The sequence below is a fragment of the Pigmentiphaga litoralis genome, assembly GCF_013408655.1.
In the GTDB taxonomy this organism is placed as follows: Bacteria; Pseudomonadota; Gammaproteobacteria; order Burkholderiales; family Burkholderiaceae_B; genus Pigmentiphaga; species Pigmentiphaga litoralis_A.
The window spans coordinates 3031829-3051392 of sequence record NZ_JACCBP010000001.1 but is presented as its reverse complement, the minus strand read 5'-3'; the positions used below and the strand labels follow the sequence as shown (position 1 = coordinate 3051392).

Sequence of the window (19564 nt, the reverse complement as noted above, 5' to 3'; positions counted from 1 at the left end):
AACCCCATGAAAGCGCCAGACTTTGCCTATTGCCGTCCTGCCAGCATCGATGCGGTCTGTGCGCTGCTGGCCGAGCATCGCGATGACGCCCGCATTCTTGCAGGCGGGCAGAGTCTGATGGCGACGCTGAACCTGCGGCTGTCGGCGCCGGCATTGCTGGTCGATATCAACCGGATCGATGCCCTGCGCGGGATTCATCTGGCCGGCGACGGCAACTACTTGCGTATCGGTGCGCTGGCCCGTCACGCCGAGGTGGCCCGATCGCCCCTGGTGGCCCTGCACGCGCCGCTGATCACGGCGGCCATGCGCCATGTCGCGCATCCGGCGATCCGCAATCGTGGCACGACTTGCGGCAGCCTGGCGCTGGCGGATCCCTCTGCCGAGATGCCCGCCTGTGCGATTGCGCTCGACGCCACGCTGGTGCTGCAAAGCCAGTCTGGAACGCGTGGCGTGCCGGCCCGGGACTTTTTCTTTGGTCTCTATGAAACGGCGCGCCGCGATGACGAACTGCTGATCGAAGTGCGCGTGCCCTGCCAGCCGGCCGATCAACGCGTCGGCTTCGATGAACTGAGCCGCCGGCATGGGGACTTCGCGATGGTGGGCGTCGCCGTTACCGCGCGTGGCACCCCAGACAGAATGACCGACCTGCGGCTGGTCGTATTCGGGACCGACACCATGCCGATCGATTGCCGCGACGCGGCCGCGCTGGCGGACCGGCAGGCCTGGTCGCCTGCGCTGGGTGAAGCGATTGCATCGGCCGCCGCGGCATCGCTGGATCCTGACACCAATATGTTTGGCGGCCCGGCCGTCAAACGCCGGCAGGCCGCGGCGCTGATCCGCCGTGTACTGACGGCCACGTTCACTTCACGGGAAGCCTGGCATGGATAAGCGTGCCGACATCGTTGTCGTCGTCAACGGCCTGGCGCGCCAGCTGAACGTGCCGGTGCGGCGCAACCTGGTCGACATGCTGCGCCACGACCTTGGCCTGACGGGTGCGCATGTCGGCTGCGAGCATGGCGTGTGCGGCGCGTGCAATGTGCGCGTGGATGGCGTGGTGGTGCGCGGATGCCTGATGCTGGCGGTGCAGGCCGACGGCGCCACGGTCGACACCATTGAGGGACTGACGGCCACGGGCGAGATCGCCGCGCTGCAATCGGCCTTTGTCGAGCGCAACGCCTTGCAATGCGGCTATTGCACGCCCGGCATGCTGATGACCGGAGCCGAATTACTGTCGCAGCAAACCTGTCCCAGCCGCGCCGTGATCCGCGATGCGATCTCCGGCAATTACTGCCGCTGCACGGGCTACCAGGCCATCGTCGACGCGATCGAGACCACGGCACTGGCGCGCAAGGATGGCATCCCATCATGAGTGATCACGCTGCAAGCGCACCGGCCACCTCGTTGCTTGGCGGATCGCCCACCCGCCCGGAAGCCCGCCGTTTCGTGTCCGGGCAGGGCCGCTACCTTGACGACATCGACATGGCGGGCGTGCTGCAGGTCGCCTTCCTGCGCAGCCCGTTTGCACGCGCCACATTCCAGATCCTGGATCTGGAGGCGGCCCGCGCGTGCCCCGGTGTTGTCGCCGTCATGACTGGCGAGGACCTGCACGCGGTGTGCGCGCCCTGGCAGACGACCTTTGCCACGCTGCCCACGCATCACAGCGCGCCGCAGCATCCGATGGCCATTGGCGAGGCCTACTGGCAGGGCGAGGCGATCGTTGCGGTGGTGGCCGAGACCCGCGCCCAGGCCGAAGACGCGCTGGAACAGGTCGTGATCGACTGGACTTCCATCGACGCCACCGTCGATCCCCACGCGGCGCTGCAAGACGGCGCGCTGCCGTGCCACCCCGCCTTGCAGAACAACCTTGCGCTGGATCGGCGGATCGATATCGGTGATGCCGACACGGCGTTTGCGACGGCGGCGCATGTGGTCACGCAGCGCTTCGTGTTCGGCCGGCAGACCGGGGTCACGCTGGAACCGCGTGGCATCCTGGCCGCTTTCGATGCGCGGGTGGGCGAGCTGACCGTGTATGCCTCCCACCAGGCGCCGTTCCAGATGCAGGAAATCTTTGCCCGGCAACTGGCCTTGCCGCTGGAACAGGTGCGCGTGGTATGCCCCGATGTGGGCGGCGCATTCGGCATCAAGCTGCATGCGTATGCGGACGAAGTGGCGGTCGCGGCCATGGCCGTGCTGCTGGGCCGTCCGCTCACCTTCCAGCCCGACCGCCTGGAATCCTTTCTGAGCGACGTCCATGCGCGTGACGCGCGGGTCGAAGCGCGGCTGGCCGTCCATGAAGATGGCACGATCGCCGCGCTGGAAGTGGACGCGCTGTTTTCATTCGGCGCCTACTCCATCTATCCGCGCAGCAGCCTGGGCGAGGCATTGCAGGCGCTCGACCTGTGCGGCTGCGCCTACCGCTTGCCCGCCATGCGCGGGCGCGTGCGGGGCGCCTACCTGAACAAGGTGCCGACCGGCGCCTATCGCGCGGTAGGCCAGCCAATCGCCAGCGCAGTCATCGAACAGTTGCTGGACCATGCCGCGGCCGCCGTTGGCATTGATCCCCTGGAGATCCGCCGCCGCAATCATCTTGCGCCCGTGCCGGACGATGGCAAGCCGCATCTGAGTGCGACCGGAATGGCCGTGGGCCCGCTGTCGCTCGACGCCTGCCTGACCCGAATTGAAGAACAGATGGGCTACGCCCGGTTGCGCAGCGAGCAGGCGCAGCGGCGCGAGCAGAACGTGTATCGCGGCATCGGCCTGTGCACCTTCGTGGAAATGACAGGCGTGGGGTCGCGCCTGTATGGACCCGCCGGCATCCGGATTGCAGGCAAGGAAAGCGTGCGCCTGAGCCTGACGCCATCGGGCCGCATCACCTGCCGCACCAGCGCCACCGACCAGGGGCAAGGCGTGCGTACCGGCATCGCGCAGGTCATCGCGTCAACGTTGGGGGTGGCGCTGGACGAGGTGCTCGTCATTAGCGGGGACACGGCGACCGATCCGCTGGGGGGCGGCGCCTGGGCATCACGAGGCATCGCACTGGCAGGCGAAGCGGCGGGCAGGGCGGCGGCCGAACTGCGCGCCAACATCCTGGCGATCGCAGCGGCGTTGATCGGCGTGGACGCCGCAGGCCTCAGCATTGCCGGGGACAGCATTGTCGATGACACCGGTCAGCCCGTGCGCAGCCTGCGCCAGGTGGCGACCGCCGCGCACTACGACGCGTCGGCGATCGCGGTGCATCCGCTTCCGCCCTTGACGCTGGAAGCGTCCTTCGCCCCGACAGACAAGCCTTACTTCATGGCCAACGGCGTGCAAGCCGCGCATGTCGAAGTCGACATCGACACGGGCGTCATCCGGGTGCTGGACTTCTGGGTGGTGGAAGACTGCGGGCGCGTCATCAACCCATTGCTGGCGGACGAGCAGGTGCGCGGCGGCGTGGTGCAGGGCATCGGCGCCGCGCTGTATGAACACTGCGTGTACGACGAGACGGGTCAGATGACGAACGCATCGTTGGCGGACTACTTGGTGCCGATGGCATCGGAAATGCCCGACATCCACGTGTCCCATGTCAGCACGCCCGAACGCGCCACGCTGCTGGGCGCCAAGGGCATTGGCGAAGCCGGCACGGTCGGCGCCGTGGGCGCCATCTGGTGTGCGGTGAACGATGCCTTGCGGCCCACGGGCCACCAGGTCTGGCAGCAACCGTTTACGCCCAGCCACGTGCTGGACGTGCTGTATCCCGACGACGCGGACTCGGGATCCCTGGACCGTTAAGCCCGCAAGCGAGCCATGACGGCCAAGACTGCCAGGACGGCAACCGCCCTGGCGTAGACCACCCTAACGCGCTGCGCGCCGCCCGGCGCGCTTGCCGGGCGGGACCTGCAACGCTTCGGGATCGAGCGCATTAAGGTGTTCATAGACCGCTTCCATGGCGGACTTCAGGCGCAGCACTTCGGCCTTGCCGAAGCTGTGGATCGCCACTTCCTCGAACTGCATTGCCAGCGGGATCAGCTCTTCCGCCAGCGCGCGCCCGGCCGCCGTCAGGTTGATCGCGACCACGCGCGCGTTGTCATCCAGGCGATGCCGCGTCACATGGCCGCGCGTTTCCATTGTCCCGATCAGTCGCGACAGCGTTGACACTTCCATGACCGTTGCCTTGCTCAATTCATTGAGCCGCTGGTCGCTGCGTTCCCATAACGAGGCCAGCACCCGGTACATCGGCAGGGTCACGTCATACGGTTTGAGACGTTCGGTGAACAGTTCACCAATGCGCACACCCACGCGGTTGAGCAGGTAGGGGAACGAGTCGGTCAGTCGATACATGGGTGTCTTCGGGGTGACCCGGGGTGGGAAAACCCCGAGCTGAAAAGGAGTGAAATCGACTGTACAACAATTGCAAACGCAACTGTTGTGTGTGAAACTTTGTTCACGGTTCACAGAGCCCCGGGTTCACAGAGACCCGATGGAGGAAGACACATGACTGCCCAAGCACTGACGCACGACATCGCCGACCCTGCATCCGTCCAGCGCGACTTTCGCCTGGCCATGCGCGGCATTGCATCCACGGTCACCATCGTGACCGCCGGCGACCGGGAACGCGGGCATGGCATGACTGCCACCGCCGTCTCGTCCGTCTCGCTCGACCCCGCCGCCCTGCTGGTCTGCATCCACCAGAAAACGCTGCTGCACGACATCATGTCGTCCACCGACGGCTTCTGCGTGAACGTGCTGTCCGAAGACCACATCGACCTGTCCAACGCCTTCAGCGGCGGCGTGCCGCCCGCCGATCGGTTCCTGACCGGCGACTGGTCCGAGACGGACACCGGCATCAAATACCTGACAAGCGCGCAGGCCCGCATCTTCTGCCGCAAGCAGGTGGTCGTGCCCTTCGGCACCCACACCATCTTCATCGGCGCGGTGAACGACGTGCAGCTTGCCGACAACACGTCGCCCTTGCTCTACCGCAACGCTACCTACTGCCGGTCCACGCCCGTCGCGGCGCGCTGACCCGTCATCCTCACGCCCGGGGGCCACCCTTGGCGCATACCGACAACAAGATCAAGGAGTTGACCATGAACAGTTTCGTGGAGCATGCCGTCCTGGACGCGCCGTCGCACACTGCCTTCGACAAGGCCGCCTTGCTGCGCGGCATCGATGCACTGTCCCCGCAATTCAAGGCCGCCGCGCGGCAGACCGAGCGGGATGGACAGGTGCCCGATTCGCACATGCAGGCGCTGCGTGACATCGGCTATTTCGACATCGTGAAGCCGCGGGAATTTGGCGGCTACCAGGAACACTTTGACGTGCTGGTCGAAGCCAATCTGCAGCTGGCGCGCAGCTGCGCATCCACGGCGTGGGTGGCGGGCCTGCTGTCGGCGCATCAGTGGCTGGCCGCCAGCTTTCCGGTGCAGGCCCAGCGCGATGTCTGGGGCGACAACCCCGATGCGCTGCTGTGCGGCTCGTATGCCCCCGCCGCCAAGGCAGGCGTGGACGATGGCGGCTACCGCCTGTCGGGCACCTGGAGCTTCAGCAGCGGTTGTGAAAACGCCGACTGGGCGCTGTGCGCGGCCATGATTCCCGCACTGTCGGGCGACGGGCTGGAACCCGCGTTCCTGCTGGTGCCGGCTGCCGATTACACAATCCTGGAAACGTGGGATGTGGTCGGCCTGGGTGGCACGGGCAGCAAGACACTGGAATTGAAAGACGTGTTCGTGCCCGGCCATCGCGTCCTGACCTTTGCGCAGAGCACGTCGGGCAACACGCCGGGGGCGGGGCACTATGCCGATGACCTGGCCTTGCGGGTGCCGATGCTGACGGTGATCCCGTCCTGCCTCGCCTCCGTCGCGGTAGGCGCGGCAGCCGGGGCGCTCGACGACTATCTGGAAGCTACCGGAGCCCGCGTGACGCGCGGCGCCGTGGCCGGCGCGCATCAGAAGATGGCGGAATTTCCGACCATCCAATTGCGGGTGGCCGATGCCGCCGCCAGCACGGATGCCGCGCAGGAAATCCTGCTGCGTGACCTGCGCCGGGTCACGGACAAGACCCTGGCCGGCGACGCCGTCACGGTAGAAGACCGCATCCTGAGCCGCCGCGGTCAGTCGTTTGCCGTGTCGCTCGCGCTGCGTGCCGCCGAAGCGTTGAATGCTTCCACGGGCGGCCTCGGGCTGAACCTGTCGAACCCGGTGCAACGGGCCTGGCGCGATGTCAACGCCGTCAGCCGCCACATCAGCATGAACTGGGACGCCGTCGGCACGATGTACGGGCAGATGGCCCTGGGGTTGACCCCACGCGGCCAGTATTGACACGCGGCCGCCCGGCGGCCGACGCTTGCGTGACGTGCCGCGGTGATCGCGGCGCGTTGCGACCGATTCCGCACTGACCACCGACTGACTATTCGACAAGGATCCGAGATGACCGGAAAAATTGCGCTTGAAGAACACTTCGCCACGGAAGAGACACTGATGGATTCGGCCGGCTTCGTGCCGGACAAGGACTGGCCCGAACTGCGTTCGCGCCTGCTCGACATCCAGGACCGCCGCCTGCGGCTGATGGATGAATACCAGATCGAGACGATGATCCTGTCCTTGAATGCGCCGGCGGTGCAGGCCATTCCGGACACGAAGCAGGCGTCGGAAGTGGCGCAGCGCGCCAACGATTTCCTGGCAGAGCAGATCGTGCGCCAGCCGACCCGCTTTCGCGGGTTTGCCGCATTGCCGATGCAGTCGCCGGAATTGGCCGCGAATGAACTGGAACGTTGCGTGCGCGACCTGGGTTTTGTCGGTGCGCTGGTCAACGGCTTTTCGCAGGTCGAGAATCCCGACCATGCCGTGTACTACGACTTGAAGCAGTACTGGCCGTTCTGGGAAAAGGTCCAATCGCTGGACGTGCCGTTCTACCTGCACCCGCGCAACCCTTTGCCGAAAGACTGCGCCATCTATGACGGCCACCCCTGGCTGATGGGACCCACCTGGGCCTTCGGGCAAGAGACCGCGGTGCATGCACTGCGGCTGATGGGGTCGGGCCTGTTCGATGCCTATCCCGACCTGCGGATCATCCTGGGTCACATGGGCGAAGGGCTGCCGTACAGCATGTGGCGCATCGACCATCGCAACGCATGGGTCAAGACCACGCCGAAGTATCCGGCCAAACGCAAGATCGTTGATTACTTCAACGAAAACTTCTACCTGACCACGTCGGGCAATTTCCGCACGCAGACGCTGATTGACGCGATCCTCGAGATCGGCGCCGACCGCATCCTGTTTTCCACCGACTGGCCGTTCGAAAACATCGACCACGCGTCGGATTGGTTTGCTTCAGCAAGCATCAGCGAAGCCGATCGCAAGAAAATTGGCCACGGGAATGCAGCCAAGCTATTCAAGCTCTAGAGATCTGCACGTACACAACGGTGCTAGTTGCATCGATATAAGGACGCAGCGGATCTGGCTTTGCCAGTCCGCCAGCGTCGCCCCTGGGGGAGGCGCATAGCGCCGCGGGGGGGCCAAATCTAGGAGGAAGACAATGAAGATCAGGAATCGCTGGTGGGTGGTGGTGGGGTCCGTGTTCGGGCTTTTTGTCGGCAATGGGCCGATCATGCAATTCACCTTCGGCGTGTTCCTGCTGCCGGTGACGAAGGCGTTCGGGTGGGAGCGGTCGACGACGTCGCTGGCGTTGGTGATCGGGTTGACGATGACGGCATTGTTCGTGCCGGTGGCGGGGCGCCTGATCGATAGGTTCGGCATACGGGCGGTGACGCTGCCGGCGATTGTGCTGTTCGCGGCGGCGACGGCGTCGCTGGCCTTGCTCGCGGATACGCCGGCCAAGTTCATGATCATCTATGCCTTGATGGGCATCGCCGCGGCGGGGCAGACGCCGCTGCCGTATGCCAAGGCAATCTCGGCCTGGTTTGATGACAAGCGCGGCCTGGCGCTGGGTGTCGCCATGGCGGGCGTGGGGCTGGGCGCGGCGCTGGTGCCGCAATATGCGCAGGCCTTGCTGACGGCGTTCGGATGGAAGGGCGCGTATCTGGGGCTGGCTGCGCTGACCCTTGTGGTTGGGCTGACGGCGGTGTCGCTGGCGGTGCGTGAGCCGGATCAAATGCGGCCTGTGGCGGGCACGACGGCGGCGGCCTTGCCGGGTGCCACGGGTCGTGAAGCCTTGCGGTCAGGCGTGTTCTGGAAGCTGGCGCTGGCGTTCTTTGCAGTGGCCCTGGCGACCAACGGCACCATCGCGCATGTCGTGCCGCTGTTGGTCGATCGCGGTATTGCACCGGGTGTAGCCACCACGGCCATGGCGTTTGCCGGCGCGGCGTTGATCGGCGGACGGTTGCTGGCGGGCTATCTGCTGGACCGGATTTTTGCACCGTATGTGGCGGCGTTCTTTTTCGCGATTCCGTTGATCGGTATTGGCATGCTGCTTGCCAACCTGCCGCCGCAGTACGCCGCGTTGTCGGTGGTGCTGGTCGGATTGGGGCTGGGCGCCGAGGTCGATCTGATCGCCTTTTTGTTGTCGCGGTATCTGGGCCTGAAGAGCTTCGGCGAGCTGTATGGCTACCTGTTCGCGGCCTTCATGCTGGGTTCCGGAGCAGGGCCGTACATCATGGGCCTGGCGTTCGACAAGACGGGCGGCTATGCCACGGCGTTGTCGGCGTTGTGTGTGGCGTTGCTCGCGGCGTGCGCGTTAATGATGTCCCTGGGTCGCTACGTCTACCCGCAGAAAGAGATGGCCGGGATGCGGTGGACCAAGCTGCAGGGTGCGCACTGATAAAGCCCCCCCTAGGCGCGTTGCGCCTCCCCCAGGGGCAGCACTGGCGGACTGGCGGAGCCAGATCCGCTGTGCCCTGGGTGGCGCGGTGACTGGCACGGGACGGTGTATCTATACGTGTGCAGGGCGGCTGGTCTGGCCGGGCAATAAAGGGTGACCGGGTAGAGTAGGGGTCTGCCGCCTTCCTTGCCGTCCATCATGTCGCTTTCGCTGCAACGCATCTTTCCTGCCCTGTCCGAGCCTACCCTGAGGCGTTATCTGACCGGGCAGGTGGTGTCGGTGCTGGGGAGCTGGACGCAGAACGTCACGTTGAATCTGGTGGTGTATCACCTGTCGGGGTCGGGCGCGGTGCTGGCCTTGTTGAACTTCCTGCTGTATGGGCCGCAACTGGTGATTGCGCCGATCGCGGGGGCGCGCATCTCTTCTCACAATGCGCGGCGCACGACGCTGGCGGTGTTGTACACGTCGCTGGCCGTGGCGTGCAGCCTGGCGGTGCTGTCGGCCTTCGGGGTGTTGACCCTGCCGCTGATCCTGGCGCACGCAATCGTGATCGGGGTGCTGACGTCGATCGAATCGCCTGCGCGTCAGGTGCTGCTGGTGTCCTGCCTGGAAGACGCAGCCTTGCTGCCGAATGCGGTGGCCATGAACACGATGGTCTACAACGTGGGCCGCATGGTGGGTCCGACGATTGCGGCTGTGCTGTACCCCACGCTGGGTCCTCCCTTCGCGTTCGCCACCTATGCCGTGGCTTTGTGCGTGATGGCCTGGTGCGTGCGATCGATGGTGATCCAGCCGCGCATGACCAAAAAGGGGGACAGCCGCGGCGGTTTGCGCGCGGCGTTTGCCTACATTCTTGATGATCCCTTTACCGCCAAATACCTGTCGATCCTGGCCTGCATGGGCTTGTTCGCGGGCAGCTACCAGACGCTGGTGCCGCTGATCGCGGACCGTGTGTTCCACGATGCCGCCACCTACACGGGGGTGTTCTTTGCCGCAGCCGGGGTCGGGTCCTTGAGCGCAGCGGTGATCCTGTCGTCAGCAATCGGTTCGATGATGACGCAGCGTTACTTGAGCGTGGCCCCGTGGATCGCCGGGGTGGCGTTGGCCGTGCTGGCGTTGGCGGGGCATGCGGCGCTGACGGCGTTTGCCTTCTTTGCGCTGGGCTTCAGCCTGACCTTCAGCGCCACATCAACCAATGCGACCATCCAGCGGCGCTGCCCGGATTCCGTGCGTGGCGCGCTGGTGGGCATGTATGGCATGGCCTACAACGGCACCATGCCCTTCGGCTATCTGCTGGTGGGCGCCGTGTCGGAAGCGTTGGGCGTGCAGGGTGCGTTCGGTGCGATGGCCGTGGTGCTCGGCGCCAGCCTGGCCTTGCTGACCGTGCTGCATCGGGTCAAGGCGGCGCACTGAAGCACCGCCTGGCCGCGCCTAGGTAACGGGCCACAGGCCGGCCAGGTCAGTCTCGTTGAAGCGCCGCGCACTGACGCGCCGCCCACCGCCCACCGCCCACCGCCGCGTCAGTCCGCCGTCGCGCCCGACGCCTTCACCACCGCGCCCAGCCGCACGTTTTCCGACTTGATCAGCTTTTCGAATTGTTCCGGCGTGCCGCCCACTGCGGGCGTCCCCAGCGCTTCCCATCGCGCGCGCAGTTCCGGATCGGCAAACGCGGTGTTGACTACCTGGTTGAGCCTGTCAACTATCGGCCGTGGCGTGCCGGCGGCCACCGCGATGCCGTGCCACCCTGACATGTCGAAGCCGGGCAGGCCCGATTCGGCCAGCGTCGGCACATCCGGCAGCGCCGCGCTGCGCTGTGCCGTCGTCACCGCGATCGGCCGCAGGCGTCCCGCCTTGATGTACTGCAAGGAACTGCCCACGATATCCAGCATGACCGGCACCTGACCACCGACCAGATCATTCAGCGCCGGGCCCGCACCCTTGTAGGGGACGTGCTGCATGGTGGTGCCGGCCGCGCGGTTGAACATCTCACCGGCCAGGTGCTGCGGCGTGCCGCTGCCGGCGGACGCGAAGCTGAACAGTTCCGGCTTGGCCTTGGCCGCGGCAATGAAGGACTTCAGGTCGGTCGCCTTGACCACATTGGGATTGACCTCGAGCACCATCGGAAAGGCAGAGATCTGCACCACCGGCGCAAAGTCCTTGACCGGGTTGAAGGGCAGCGCCTTGTACAGCGTGGGATTGACGGCCATCGGGCCACTCGCGGCCAGCAGCAGGGTGTGCCCGTCGGGCTCGGATTTCGCGACCTGGTCGGATCCGATGTTGCCGCCCGCGCCGGCCTTGTTTTCAACCACCACCGACACGCCCAGCTGCTTCTGCATCGACACCTGCAGCAGCCTTGCCATCAGGTCGGTCGGGCCGCCAGGCGGGTAGGGCACGATGAAACGGATGGGTTTGGACGGGTAGGCATCCGCCGCGATCGCGGAGGCAGGCAAGATGGCAGCGGGCAGCGTGGCGGCGCAGGCCAGCGCCAGCAAGGTCTTCTTCAACATGGAGTGTCTCCTGCGCTTTCAGGCAAGCGCGTGGTGTGTCTTCTGATGGGTCTTGTCGTTATGCGAGCGCCGGCGGGGAGCCGGTCGCGTCCTCAAACGGCGCCCGGTGCGGACGCGGTCCTTCCTGCCTTCAAACCCGTTGCCGGAATCACCCAAATCGCCGACGCACATCGTCGGCGGTGGCCAGCCGCCGGCCACAGTCCAGTCCGGCCTGCGCGGCCTGCTTCACCAGCGCCGCGTTATCGGGCGCAATGCTGCCATCCTTCAAAAACAGATTGTTCTCGAACCCGACCCGCGCGTGTCCACCCAGCGCGGCGGCTGCCGCGGCGCACGCATGTTCGTGCTTGCCAAACGCGCACATGGCCCAGGGGTAGGTGCGATCGTCCGCTGCCAGAAAAGGCAGCAGGTCGGCCGGCAGGGACGTCTGGCCTGCCGTGTAGCGGCCCAGCACGAACAGCAGGAACCAGGGCGCTTCAGGCACCACGCCGCGTTGACGGTAGGACTGCCACTGCGCCACGTCGGCGGTGTCATACAAAATGACCTGCGTCATGATGCGTTCGCGGGCCAGCCAGCCGAACAGCTTGGCGACGCGGGCATCGGCTTCCGGCCCGACGGCGACTTCGCGCAGGCCTACCGACACGGCTTCGGGCGACACCGCCATGACCGACGCGACCTGCTCGTCGGGCGCATACACCTGCGCGGCCTCGGTGGTGATCTGGATGACCAGTTCCTGGCCGACGGCCCGGCGCACGGTCTCGGTCGCCAGCAAGTAGGCGGCCGGGTCCAGGCTGTGGCGTTCGTCGTCCGCGCGCACGTGCATGTGGATCATGGCGGCGCCCGCGTCCAGGCACCGTTTGGCGGTGTCGGCCAGGTGCTCGGGGGTGACTGGCAACGCGCCGTGATCGGCCCGTTTCTTGTACGCCCCATTCGGCGCGACGGTCAGGATCAGGGGTTCGGCAAAGGCGGTGGCGGCATCAATCATGGTCAGGTCCCGGTTTGAGCGGCGGCAGTTCCTTGGCAAGCAACGTCAGGCCGGCCTTGAGCAGGTCATCGTAGCGCTTGCGCTCGGCGGCAATGGTTTCCGGCGTCCAGCGATAAAAACCCTGGCCCGTTTTCATGCCCAGGTGTCCGGCAGCCACCCGGTCGCTCAGGGCCTTGGCCGGCAAGGGCGAATTATTCAGCGTGGGGTACATGGTTGCGCCCGCGGCGCAGTGCACTTCGATCCCGGCATGGTCGCGCTGCATGACCGGACCGGCTGCCAGAAAGCGGAAGCCGAAGCCGAAGCGCACGGCGGCGTCCACGTCTTCAGGCGACGCAATCCCTTGATCGATCATGTCGAACGCTTCGCGCGACAGGGCGTGCTGCAGGCGGTTGGCCAGGAAGCCCGGCAGGTCTTTCCTGACCAGCACCGGCACCATGGCGCAGCGGCGCATGAAGTCGGACAGGGCCTGCGCGTGGGCCAGTTCGCTGGCGCCGCCCATCACCACCTCGACCAGGGGCACCAGGTGCGCCGGCATGAAGAAATGCAGACCCAGCATCCGGCCGCCGGTGCTCAAGCCCTCGGCAATGGCGCTGATCGGAAAGCTGGAACTGTTGCTGGTCAGCAGGCAATCGGGCCGGGCGAGCTTTTCGAGCCGGGCGAACAGGGCCTGCTTGATGTCGACACGTTCCGGAATGCATTCGATGACCAGGTCAATGCCCGACCAATCGATGTCGTCCAGGTCGGCAACCACCGACACCAGATGGGCCTGGGCCGCATGGGTATCGAGCGCGGCGGCCAGCGTGCCGGGCAGGGCCGCACGGCGCGGGGCGGACGATTCAACGATGACGGTCGGGCAACTGGCGCGGGCAAGCACCGCGGCAACATCGTTGCCCATGGTGCCGCCACCGACGACCACGGCACGCGACTGGGACGGATACATCAACATAAGAGGAGGCTCCCTTCAAGGCAGGCGGCCAGTCTATGCGCCGGCAGCTTATCGGTTAAGCGATCCTTTTTGATATATTGATCGAAATTCAAGATAAATAGATGAAAGCCGACCTGTCCACCCACGACTTGCGTACTTTCCTGGCGGTGGCGGGCACCCTCAGCTTCAGCCAGGCCGCGACGCAACTGCACCTGTCGCAGTCGGCGGTGTCGTCCATCGTGCTGCGGATCGAAGCGGCGGTGGATGCCCGGCTGTTCCAGCGCACGACACGCAAGGTCAGCCTGACGGCGGCCGGCGAACAGTTCGTGGCCGACGCCAGCGATGTGCTGGCGCGCTTCGACGCCGCCGTCGCCGCCGTGCGCGATATCTCGCAACTGCGCAGCGGCTCCGTGGCCGTGGCCGCGCTGCCCTCGTTCGCAGCCAAGCTGATGCCCGACCTGTTCGCGGCCTACAGCGCCCGCCACCCCGACATCCGGCTGCGGCTGATCGACACCCTGTCCGCGCCGGCCTTTGCCCTGGTCCAGCGGGGGGAGGTCGACTTCGCCTTGACCGCGGCCGACCCCGCCTATGCCGACCTGACCTACCAATCCCTGACCGAAGACCGTTTCGTGCTGCTGATGCCGCGCGGTCACCCGCTGGCGGGCGACGCGGCGATTCCGTTCGCGTCCTGCCTGGCCTACCCGCACGTGTCCATGTCGCATCCGACCAGTGTGCGGCAGTACGTGGCGGCGGCCGCCTTGCAGCACGGCGTGCAGTTTTCACCTGCCTACGAGGTGGATCACCTGATGACGGTGGCAGCCATGGTGATGGCCGGGTGTGGCGTCGCGGCGCTGCCGTCGGTCGCCGCCGCGGTGGTCGCCCAGGCCGGCCTGGTGCAGCGCGACCTGGTGGATCCGGTGATTCGCCGGCCGATCGGGCTGGTCTGGCGCGCCGATCGGGACCTGTCGCCAGCCGCACGCGCGATGGCGGATCTGCTTCTGGAGCGGGTTGGTGAGGGCTTGCTCACACCAGACGTAATAAATCCCTCAATTCTCTCCTGATCCTGCCGTAAAGGTGCTCACACTCGTTCGCGTGATTCCCACGGCCCTGTTCATCAGGCCGTTCCAGGCAATCCGGAGCGTCCGACAATAACGTGGGGTGGGAAACGATGGCGTCGTCTTTCAGCCTTGGTCAGCGTTCGCTGGCCAAGCAAGTCTTGGTATTGGCTCTGTCACTGAGCGCAATCATTTCAGGGGTGACCGCCGTCGTGGTGGCCGTGCAGGGCGTCCGCGCCGCGCGGCAGGCCGTCGAACGGGAAATGATGGCGTCGCTGGATTCCGTCAGCGCCAGCCTGGTGTCTTCCTTCGAATCGACCCGCCTGCGTGTCGAACGCCAGCTGCTGGTGTTCCAGCGCATGCTGGGTGAACTGCCGTCCCCCGATGGCACCATGACCGAAACCGGCACCGCCGGCGAAGTCGTCACGGTGCGCGCGGGCGAAACCATCCTGAACGGCAATACCTCGGTGCTGCAGCGCATGCGCAGTTACACCGGCGCCGACCCCGAACTGATCGTGCGCCACAACAATCAGTGGATCCGCGCGGCCACCATGCTGCGTGGCGCCGACGGCCAGCCCCTGACCGGCGCCGCCGTGCCGACTGACGACTTCATCGTCAAGACGCTGGACACGTCCACCGCCGCGACCAACCTGGTGTACCGCGGTGGCCGCTGGTACGCCATGCACGTGCGTCCCCTGAAAGACGACAACGGCAAGATCTTCGGCGGCCTGACGCTGCAGGTGGACCTGTCCGACGACGTCGCGGCCACGCTCAAGTACATCGAAACGTCGACCGTGGCCGGCTTCGGCAGCATGTTCGCGCTGACCTCGGGCGCCAACGGCACCGCCGAATTCCTGGTGCACCCGACCTACAAGGGCAAGCTGGTGTCGGACACGCCCGAAGCCGACCGCCCGGTGTTCCAGGAGATCGTCGATCAGACCTCGGGCTTTGTCGAATCGAAGCTGACGACCGACGACGCCACGCAGTTCGTCGCCTTCAAGACTGTACCGAGCTGGGGCTGGACGCTGGCTGCCACCGGCGCCAAGTCCGACTTCCTGGCTGCGCAATACAAGCAGATCGGCCTGGTCGTGGCCCTGCTGCTGATCAGCGGCATCCTGACCGGCCTGGTGGTGTTCGCCCGCATGTCGTTCGCGCTGCGCCCCGTGCGTGACGTGGTGGCGGGCGTGACACGCCTGGGTGAAGGCGACCTGACCCGCGACGTGCCCACCGGCCCGGTCGGCTCGAACAACGAAATCCACATCATGGCCGAGCGCATCAACGCCACCCGCGTTCGTATTGCCCAACTGGCGCAGCAGATGAACGCCACCGGTTCGCAAGTGGCCGTGGCCACCACGCAGACCCTGCAGGCGCTGAACCAGATCGGCCGCGGTACCGAAGTGCAGTCCGAAGCCGCCAGCGGCGTGGCTGCCGCCGTCGAAGAACTGACCGTGTCGATCTCGCAGATCGCCGACAGCACCCGCGAAGCCAACGGCTTCTCGAAGGCGTCGAGCACCGCTGCCGAAGAAGGCTCGGCGGTCGTCAAGCAGACGGTCAGCGAAATCGAAAAGATGGCCGATCGCGTCGCCAATTCGGCCGAAGTCGTGCAGGAACTCGAAGCGTCGTCGCGCCAGATCTCCGCCGTGGTCAAGACCATCCAGGAAATCGCCGAACAGACCAACCTGCTGGCCCTGAACGCCGCCATCGAAGCGGCGCGTGCTGGCGAAGAAGGTCGGGGCTTCTCGGTCGTGGCCGACGAAGTGCGCGGCCTGGCCGAACGCACCAAGACGTCGACCGCGCAGATCGCATCGGTCATTGCCGCCGTGCAGAAGCAGACCACGATTGCCGCGCAGTCCATGCGCGAGGTCAACACCGACATGCAGGCATCGGCTGCCGGCGCGCGCCAGGCCGGTACGGTGCTCAGCCGCATCCAGGAAGCCGCCACCCGCACGGCCGAAGTTATTGCCGATATTTCCAACGCCGCGATGGAACAGAAGTCGGCGTCGGAACAGATCGCCAGCCGCGTCGAGCAGATTGCTCAGTACGCGGAAGAATCGGCAGCGGCCGTGCAGCAATCGGTGGCCTCCGCCGAATCGCTGCAGAACCAGGCGCAGGTGCTGGACGAAACGATCCGTACGCTGCGCACCTGATCACCCTGCTGTAAAGATCGCGCAGAGGGTTCATGGGCCCGCCGGTTCGCCGTGCGGGCCTTGTCGTTGATAGGCCGCGGTCATCTTCTTGCCGCGGTGCCATGGCTATAATGCCCCCCATGCGCCGCTTCATATTCCTGCTGATGATCGTCTTGCTGCCGCTCCAGTCCGTCTGGGCGAGCGCGGCTGCGTACTGTCAGCACGAAGCCGGCGCGGCCAAGGTCACTCACTTTGGCCACCACGAGCATGAGCATCGCGCGTCTGCCGAAAAGCGGACCGACGGATCCCTGATCCCGGACCAGGATTGCATGATCTGCCACCTGATCGCGTGCCCCAGCGTCCTGCCCATTGCCCCGGTCGTTGCCGCGCCTGCCGCGCGGCCGCATGCGACGCCCGCTGCAACCTTTGCGGTCATGTCGGCCCGCGTGGCCGAGCCCGAACGTCCCAATTGGCTGCGTCTCGCCTGACCGGCGAGACGACGTCCTCCTGCTCCGCGCCTGCCTGACTGCGTCAGCGCGCGTCCCCATGTAGACGGCCCCGGCACGGATCTTTCGATCCGCCTCGTCTCGCCTCCGATTGTCTTTGACTCTGGATGCGATGAATGACGCCATGGTGGTTGCCGCCCTTGTTAGCGGCCTGCTCGATGTTCCCTGCGTACACGTACGCGCAGCTTGCGCCCCCGGCGCCGGCTGCCGTGCCTGCTCAGGCCCTTACCCCCCTTGTTACTTCCGAACCCCTCACGCTTGCGCAGGCACTTGAACGCGCGTCGGCCGGCAGCTTCTTCCTGTCCGCCGCCGCCCGCGATATCGATATCGCCGAAGGCGAAGCCATCCAGGCCGCGACGCGGCCCAACCCCGAAGTCGGCACGTCGATGGAGGACACCCGCCAGTCCAGCCGGATCACGACGGCGCAGATCGGCCTGCCGATCGAATTGGGCGGCAAGCGCGCCGCCCGGATGACAGCGGCCGATGCCAGCCGCGATCTGGCGCGGGCGCAGTTCAACGTGGCCCGGGCCCAGTTGCGGGCCGAGGTGATCGGCGCCTTCTTTGCGATCCTGATCGCGCAGGAACGCATCCGCCTCAGCCAGGCGTCGGTCGACCTGGCCAGCCAGGGCTCGCGCATTGCGGGCCGGCGGGTGGAAGCTGGCAAGATTTCGCCGGTCGAAGCCACCAAGGCCGGGGTCGAACAGGCCAATGCCGAACTCGCCCTGGCGGAAGGCCGCGCCGCGCTGCAGGTGGCGCGCGACGGCCTGGTGTCCTTGTGGGGCAATGCGGCCACGGCCTTTGGCGACGTGGGGGGCGTGCTGGATGACCTGCCCGAACGCCCGCCGGTGGATGCCTTGCTGCAGGCACTGGCCGATTCGCCCGATGTGGTGGCGAGCCAGCGCGAGTCGGACCGCCTGCGCGCGCAGGTCGAGGTGGAACGCACGCGCCGTTATCCCGACGTGACCTTCAACGTGGGCGCGCGCCGCAACAATGAACTGGGCCTGACGCAGGCAGTGGTGGGGGTGTCCATCCCGATTCCCGTATTCGACCGCAACCAGGGGAATCTGTACCAGGCGCTGAGCCGGGCCGATCAGGCACGCGACCAGCAGCAGGTACTGGCCGCGCGGCTGGGTTTCGAACTGCGCCGCGCGTCGGCCGCATTGACGGTGTCGCGCGAGTCGGCCAACACCTTGCGCACGGCGATCCTGCCAGCCGCGCAGCAGGCCTTCGATGCCGCCACCCGCGGCTTCGAAGCCGGCAAGTTCAGCTTTCTTGAAGTGCTCGACAGCCAGCGCACCCTGTTCCAGGCCCGTGCGCGCTACCTCGACCAGCTGGCCAGCGCCTACCAGGCCGCCGCCACCATCGACCGCATTCTTGGTCGCTAAGGAAACCTTTATGGCAATCTCGAACAAACAACGGGCCGCGATGGCGGCAGTGATCCTGGTGGGCGTCGTGGCGGGCGCCGCGATGCTGTTCAGCGGACGCGAATCCGGTCACGACGACGGGCACGATGACCACGGACATGGCGAACAGACCACGCAAGGCGGCACGACAGAAACCGGCACCGCGCAAGGCGGTCACAACGACGCCAGCCACGGCGCGCCGGGCAAGACGCCCGCCGCCTCGGCACCCGCAGTCGCCGGACAAAAGCCAGGCGCGGCCGACGCGCACGCCGGCGAGGCCGTCAAACTCAGCCCCGCCCAACTGTCGGCATCGGGCGTCACGATCGCCACGGCCGGACCGGCCACGGTGCAGGACGCCACCGAATTCCCCGGCGAAATCAAATTCAACGACGACATGACTGCGCATGTGGTGCCGCGCGTGGGTGGCGTGGTTGAACGCGTGCCGGCCAGCATCGGCCAGCAGGTCAGGAAAGGCGATGTGCTGGCCGTGATCGCCAGTCCGGGCGTATCCGACATGCGCAGCGAACTGCAGGCCGCGCAACGCCGGCTGGATCTGGCGCAGCGGCTGCACCAGCGCGAAAAGACCCTGTTCGAAGAAAAGATCTCGGCCGAGCAGGACTACCTTCAAGCCACCACGGCCTTGCAGGAATCGCAGATCGCGGTGCGCAACGCCACGGAAAAACTCGCCGCCATTGGCGCGCAACGGGGCGGCGCGCAGCTGAACCAGTACGAACTGCGTGCCCCCTTTGACGGCGTCATCGTCGAAAAGCACATTTCGCTGGGCGAGGCGGTGGCCGACAACGCGACCGTTTTCACGCTGTCCGACCTGCGGTCGGTATGGGCCGAATTTGTCGTGTCCGCGCAAGACCTGGGGCGCGTGCGGGTGGGCCAGCAGGCCAGCATCCGCGCCGCGGCGTTCGAAGCGCAGGCCACGGGCAAGGTGTCTTACATCGGCTCGCTGCTTGGCCAGCAAACCCGCACCGCCACCGCCCGCGTCACGCTGGCCAATCCCGACATGGCCTGGCGTCCGGGGCTGTTCGTCACGGTGCGGGCACTGGTCGATCGGGTGACGGCGCCGGTTGCCGTCGAAGTCGCCGCAATCCAGACCGTGGAAGACAAGCCGTCGGTTTTTGTGGTCGATGGCGACACCTTGCGCGCGCGTCCGGTCACGGTGGGCCGGTCGTCGTCCACGCATGTGGAAATCGTCAGTGGACTGCAGGCCGGTGAGCGGTATGCATCGGGCAACAGCTTTGTGTTGAAGTCGGAGCTGGGCAAGTCCAGCGCCGAACATACCCATTGAACG

17 protein-coding genes are annotated in these 19564 nt (G+C 66.2%); 13 read left to right on the top strand and 4 right to left on the bottom strand.

What is annotated here, in order from left to right:
• Positions 1-6: 6 nt before the first annotated feature.
• The 3 genes from HD883_RS13730 to HD883_RS13720 are packed head-to-tail and all read left to right on the top strand — an operon-like array spanning position 7 to position 3771.
• Positions 7-888, top strand: coding sequence for an FAD binding domain-containing protein (locus HD883_RS13730; RefSeq protein WP_179584536.1), 882 nt, complete (start codon positions 7-9; stop codon positions 886-888).
• Positions 881-1369, top strand: a complete 489-nt coding sequence (locus HD883_RS13725; protein ID WP_179584538.1) for a (2Fe-2S)-binding protein — start codon at positions 881-883, stop codon at positions 1367-1369. The genes HD883_RS13730 and HD883_RS13725 overlap by 8 nt, the downstream gene beginning before the upstream one ends.
• Positions 1366-3771 (top strand): xanthine dehydrogenase family protein molybdopterin-binding subunit, encoded by a 2406-nt coding sequence (locus HD883_RS13720; protein WP_179584540.1) that lies wholly within the window; start codon positions 1366-1368, stop codon positions 3769-3771. Before HD883_RS13725 ends, HD883_RS13720 begins: the two co-directional genes overlap by 4 nt.
• A gap of 63 nt (positions 3772-3834) precedes the next feature.
• On the opposite strand, the gene HD883_RS13715 is transcribed toward HD883_RS13720, so the two are convergent.
• Positions 3835-4320, bottom strand: a complete 486-nt coding sequence (locus HD883_RS13715) for a MarR family winged helix-turn-helix transcriptional regulator (RefSeq protein ID WP_179584542.1) — start codon at positions 4318-4320, stop codon at positions 3835-3837.
• Between the two features lie 153 nt (positions 4321-4473).
• Between HD883_RS13715 and HD883_RS13710 the strand changes: the two genes are divergently transcribed.
• From HD883_RS13710 to HD883_RS13690, 5 genes are all read left to right on the top strand, one after another.
• Positions 4474-5004, top strand: a complete 531-nt coding sequence (locus tag HD883_RS13710) for a flavin reductase family protein (RefSeq protein ID WP_257022174.1) — start codon at positions 4474-4476, stop codon at positions 5002-5004.
• Positions 5005-5069: 65 nt separating this feature from the next.
• Positions 5070-6299, top strand: a complete 1230-nt coding sequence (locus HD883_RS13705) for an acyl-CoA dehydrogenase family protein (protein WP_179584544.1) — start codon at positions 5070-5072, stop codon at positions 6297-6299.
• Between the two features lie 108 nt (positions 6300-6407).
• Positions 6408-7382 (top strand): gamma-resorcylate decarboxylase, encoded by a 975-nt coding sequence (tsdA, locus tag HD883_RS13700; protein WP_179584546.1) that lies wholly within the window; start codon positions 6408-6410, stop codon positions 7380-7382.
• 133 nt (positions 7383-7515) lie between these two features.
• On the top strand, positions 7516-8757 hold the full coding sequence (locus HD883_RS13695) for an MFS transporter (RefSeq protein WP_179584548.1): 1242 nt from the start codon (positions 7516-7518) through the stop codon (positions 8755-8757).
• Positions 8758-8955: 198 nt separating this feature from the next.
• Positions 8956-10170, top strand: coding sequence for an MFS transporter (locus tag HD883_RS13690; RefSeq protein ID WP_179584550.1), 1215 nt, complete (start codon positions 8956-8958; stop codon positions 10168-10170).
• A 107-nt stretch (positions 10171-10277) separates the two neighbouring features.
• On the opposite strand, the gene HD883_RS13685 is transcribed toward HD883_RS13690, so the two are convergent.
• The 3 genes from HD883_RS13685 to HD883_RS13675 all read right to left on the bottom strand — a co-directional run bounded on the left by HD883_RS13685 (position 10278) and on the right by HD883_RS13675 (position 13192).
• Positions 10278-11264 (bottom strand): Bug family tripartite tricarboxylate transporter substrate binding protein, encoded by a 987-nt coding sequence (locus HD883_RS13685; protein WP_179584552.1) that lies wholly within the window; start codon positions 11262-11264, stop codon positions 10278-10280.
• Between the two features lie 148 nt (positions 11265-11412).
• The gene (locus HD883_RS13680) at positions 11413-12246 is read right to left on the bottom strand and encodes a 3-keto-5-aminohexanoate cleavage protein (protein ID WP_179584554.1); all 834 of its coding nucleotides are present in this window, start codon (positions 12244-12246) and stop codon (positions 11413-11415) included.
• Positions 12239-13192 (bottom strand): 3-hydroxyacyl-CoA dehydrogenase family protein, encoded by a 954-nt coding sequence (locus HD883_RS13675; protein ID WP_179584556.1) that lies wholly within the window; start codon positions 13190-13192, stop codon positions 12239-12241. The genes HD883_RS13680 and HD883_RS13675 overlap by 8 nt, the downstream gene beginning before the upstream one ends.
• A gap of 101 nt (positions 13193-13293) precedes the next feature.
• On the opposite strand from HD883_RS13675, the gene HD883_RS13670 reads away from it, so the two are divergent.
• From HD883_RS13670 to HD883_RS13650, 5 genes are all read left to right on the top strand, one after another.
• Positions 13294-14232 (top strand): LysR family transcriptional regulator, encoded by a 939-nt coding sequence (locus tag HD883_RS13670; RefSeq protein ID WP_179584558.1) that lies wholly within the window; start codon positions 13294-13296, stop codon positions 14230-14232.
• Positions 14233-14339: 107 nt separating this feature from the next.
• Entirely contained in the window at positions 14340-16373 is a 2034-nt protein-coding gene (locus tag HD883_RS13665) for a methyl-accepting chemotaxis protein (protein ID WP_179584560.1), read from the top strand.
• A gap of 101 nt (positions 16374-16474) precedes the next feature.
• A complete protein-coding gene (gene czcI / locus HD883_RS13660) occupies positions 16475-16840 on the top strand; it encodes a cation efflux protein, CzcI family (RefSeq protein WP_179584563.1) in 366 nt (121 codons plus the stop codon).
• A gap of 134 nt (positions 16841-16974) precedes the next feature.
• Positions 16975-18243, top strand: coding sequence for a TolC family protein (locus HD883_RS13655; RefSeq protein WP_179584565.1), 1269 nt, complete (start codon positions 16975-16977; stop codon positions 18241-18243).
• A 10-nt stretch (positions 18244-18253) separates the two neighbouring features.
• Positions 18254-19561: an efflux RND transporter periplasmic adaptor subunit gene (locus HD883_RS13650; protein WP_179584567.1), complete on the top strand. Its 1308-nt coding sequence runs from the start codon at positions 18254-18256 to the stop codon at positions 19559-19561.
• Positions 19562-19564 lie beyond the last annotated feature (3 nt).

Coding starts and splice junctions, on each gene's coding strand:
- HD883_RS13675 (WP_179584556.1), bottom strand. CDS start 13,192: ATGTTGATGTATCCGTCCCAGTCGCGTGCCGTGGTCGTCGGTGGCGGC.
- HD883_RS13665 (WP_179584560.1), top strand. CDS start 14,340: ATGGCGTCGTCTTTCAGCCTTGGTCAGCGTTCGCTGGCCAAGCAAGTC.
- HD883_RS13650 (WP_179584567.1), top strand. CDS start 18,254: ATGGCAATCTCGAACAAACAACGGGCCGCGATGGCGGCAGTGATCCTG.
- tsdA (WP_179584546.1), top strand. CDS start 6,408: ATGACCGGAAAAATTGCGCTTGAAGAACACTTCGCCACGGAAGAGACA.
- HD883_RS13655 (WP_179584565.1), top strand. CDS start 16,975: ATGACGCCATGGTGGTTGCCGCCCTTGTTAGCGGCCTGCTCGATGTTC.
- HD883_RS13715 (WP_179584542.1), bottom strand. CDS start 4,320: ATGTATCGACTGACCGACTCGTTCCCCTACCTGCTCAACCGCGTGGGT.
- HD883_RS13720 (WP_179584540.1), top strand. CDS start 1,366: ATGAGTGATCACGCTGCAAGCGCACCGGCCACCTCGTTGCTTGGCGGA.
- HD883_RS13705 (WP_179584544.1), top strand. CDS start 5,070: ATGAACAGTTTCGTGGAGCATGCCGTCCTGGACGCGCCGTCGCACACT.
- HD883_RS13685 (WP_179584552.1), bottom strand. CDS start 11,264: ATGTTGAAGAAGACCTTGCTGGCGCTGGCCTGCGCCGCCACGCTGCCC.
- HD883_RS13725 (WP_179584538.1), top strand. CDS start 881: ATGGATAAGCGTGCCGACATCGTTGTCGTCGTCAACGGCCTGGCGCGC.
- HD883_RS13730 (WP_179584536.1), top strand. CDS start 7: ATGAAAGCGCCAGACTTTGCCTATTGCCGTCCTGCCAGCATCGATGCG.
- HD883_RS13690 (WP_179584550.1), top strand. CDS start 8,956: ATGTCGCTTTCGCTGCAACGCATCTTTCCTGCCCTGTCCGAGCCTACC.
- HD883_RS13710 (WP_257022174.1), top strand. CDS start 4,474: ATGACTGCCCAAGCACTGACGCACGACATCGCCGACCCTGCATCCGTC.
- czcI (WP_179584563.1), top strand. CDS start 16,475: ATGGCTATAATGCCCCCCATGCGCCGCTTCATATTCCTGCTGATGATC.
- HD883_RS13695 (WP_179584548.1), top strand. CDS start 7,516: ATGAAGATCAGGAATCGCTGGTGGGTGGTGGTGGGGTCCGTGTTCGGG.
- HD883_RS13680 (WP_179584554.1), bottom strand. CDS start 12,246: ATGATTGATGCCGCCACCGCCTTTGCCGAACCCCTGATCCTGACCGTC.
- HD883_RS13670 (WP_179584558.1), top strand. CDS start 13,294: ATGAAAGCCGACCTGTCCACCCACGACTTGCGTACTTTCCTGGCGGTG.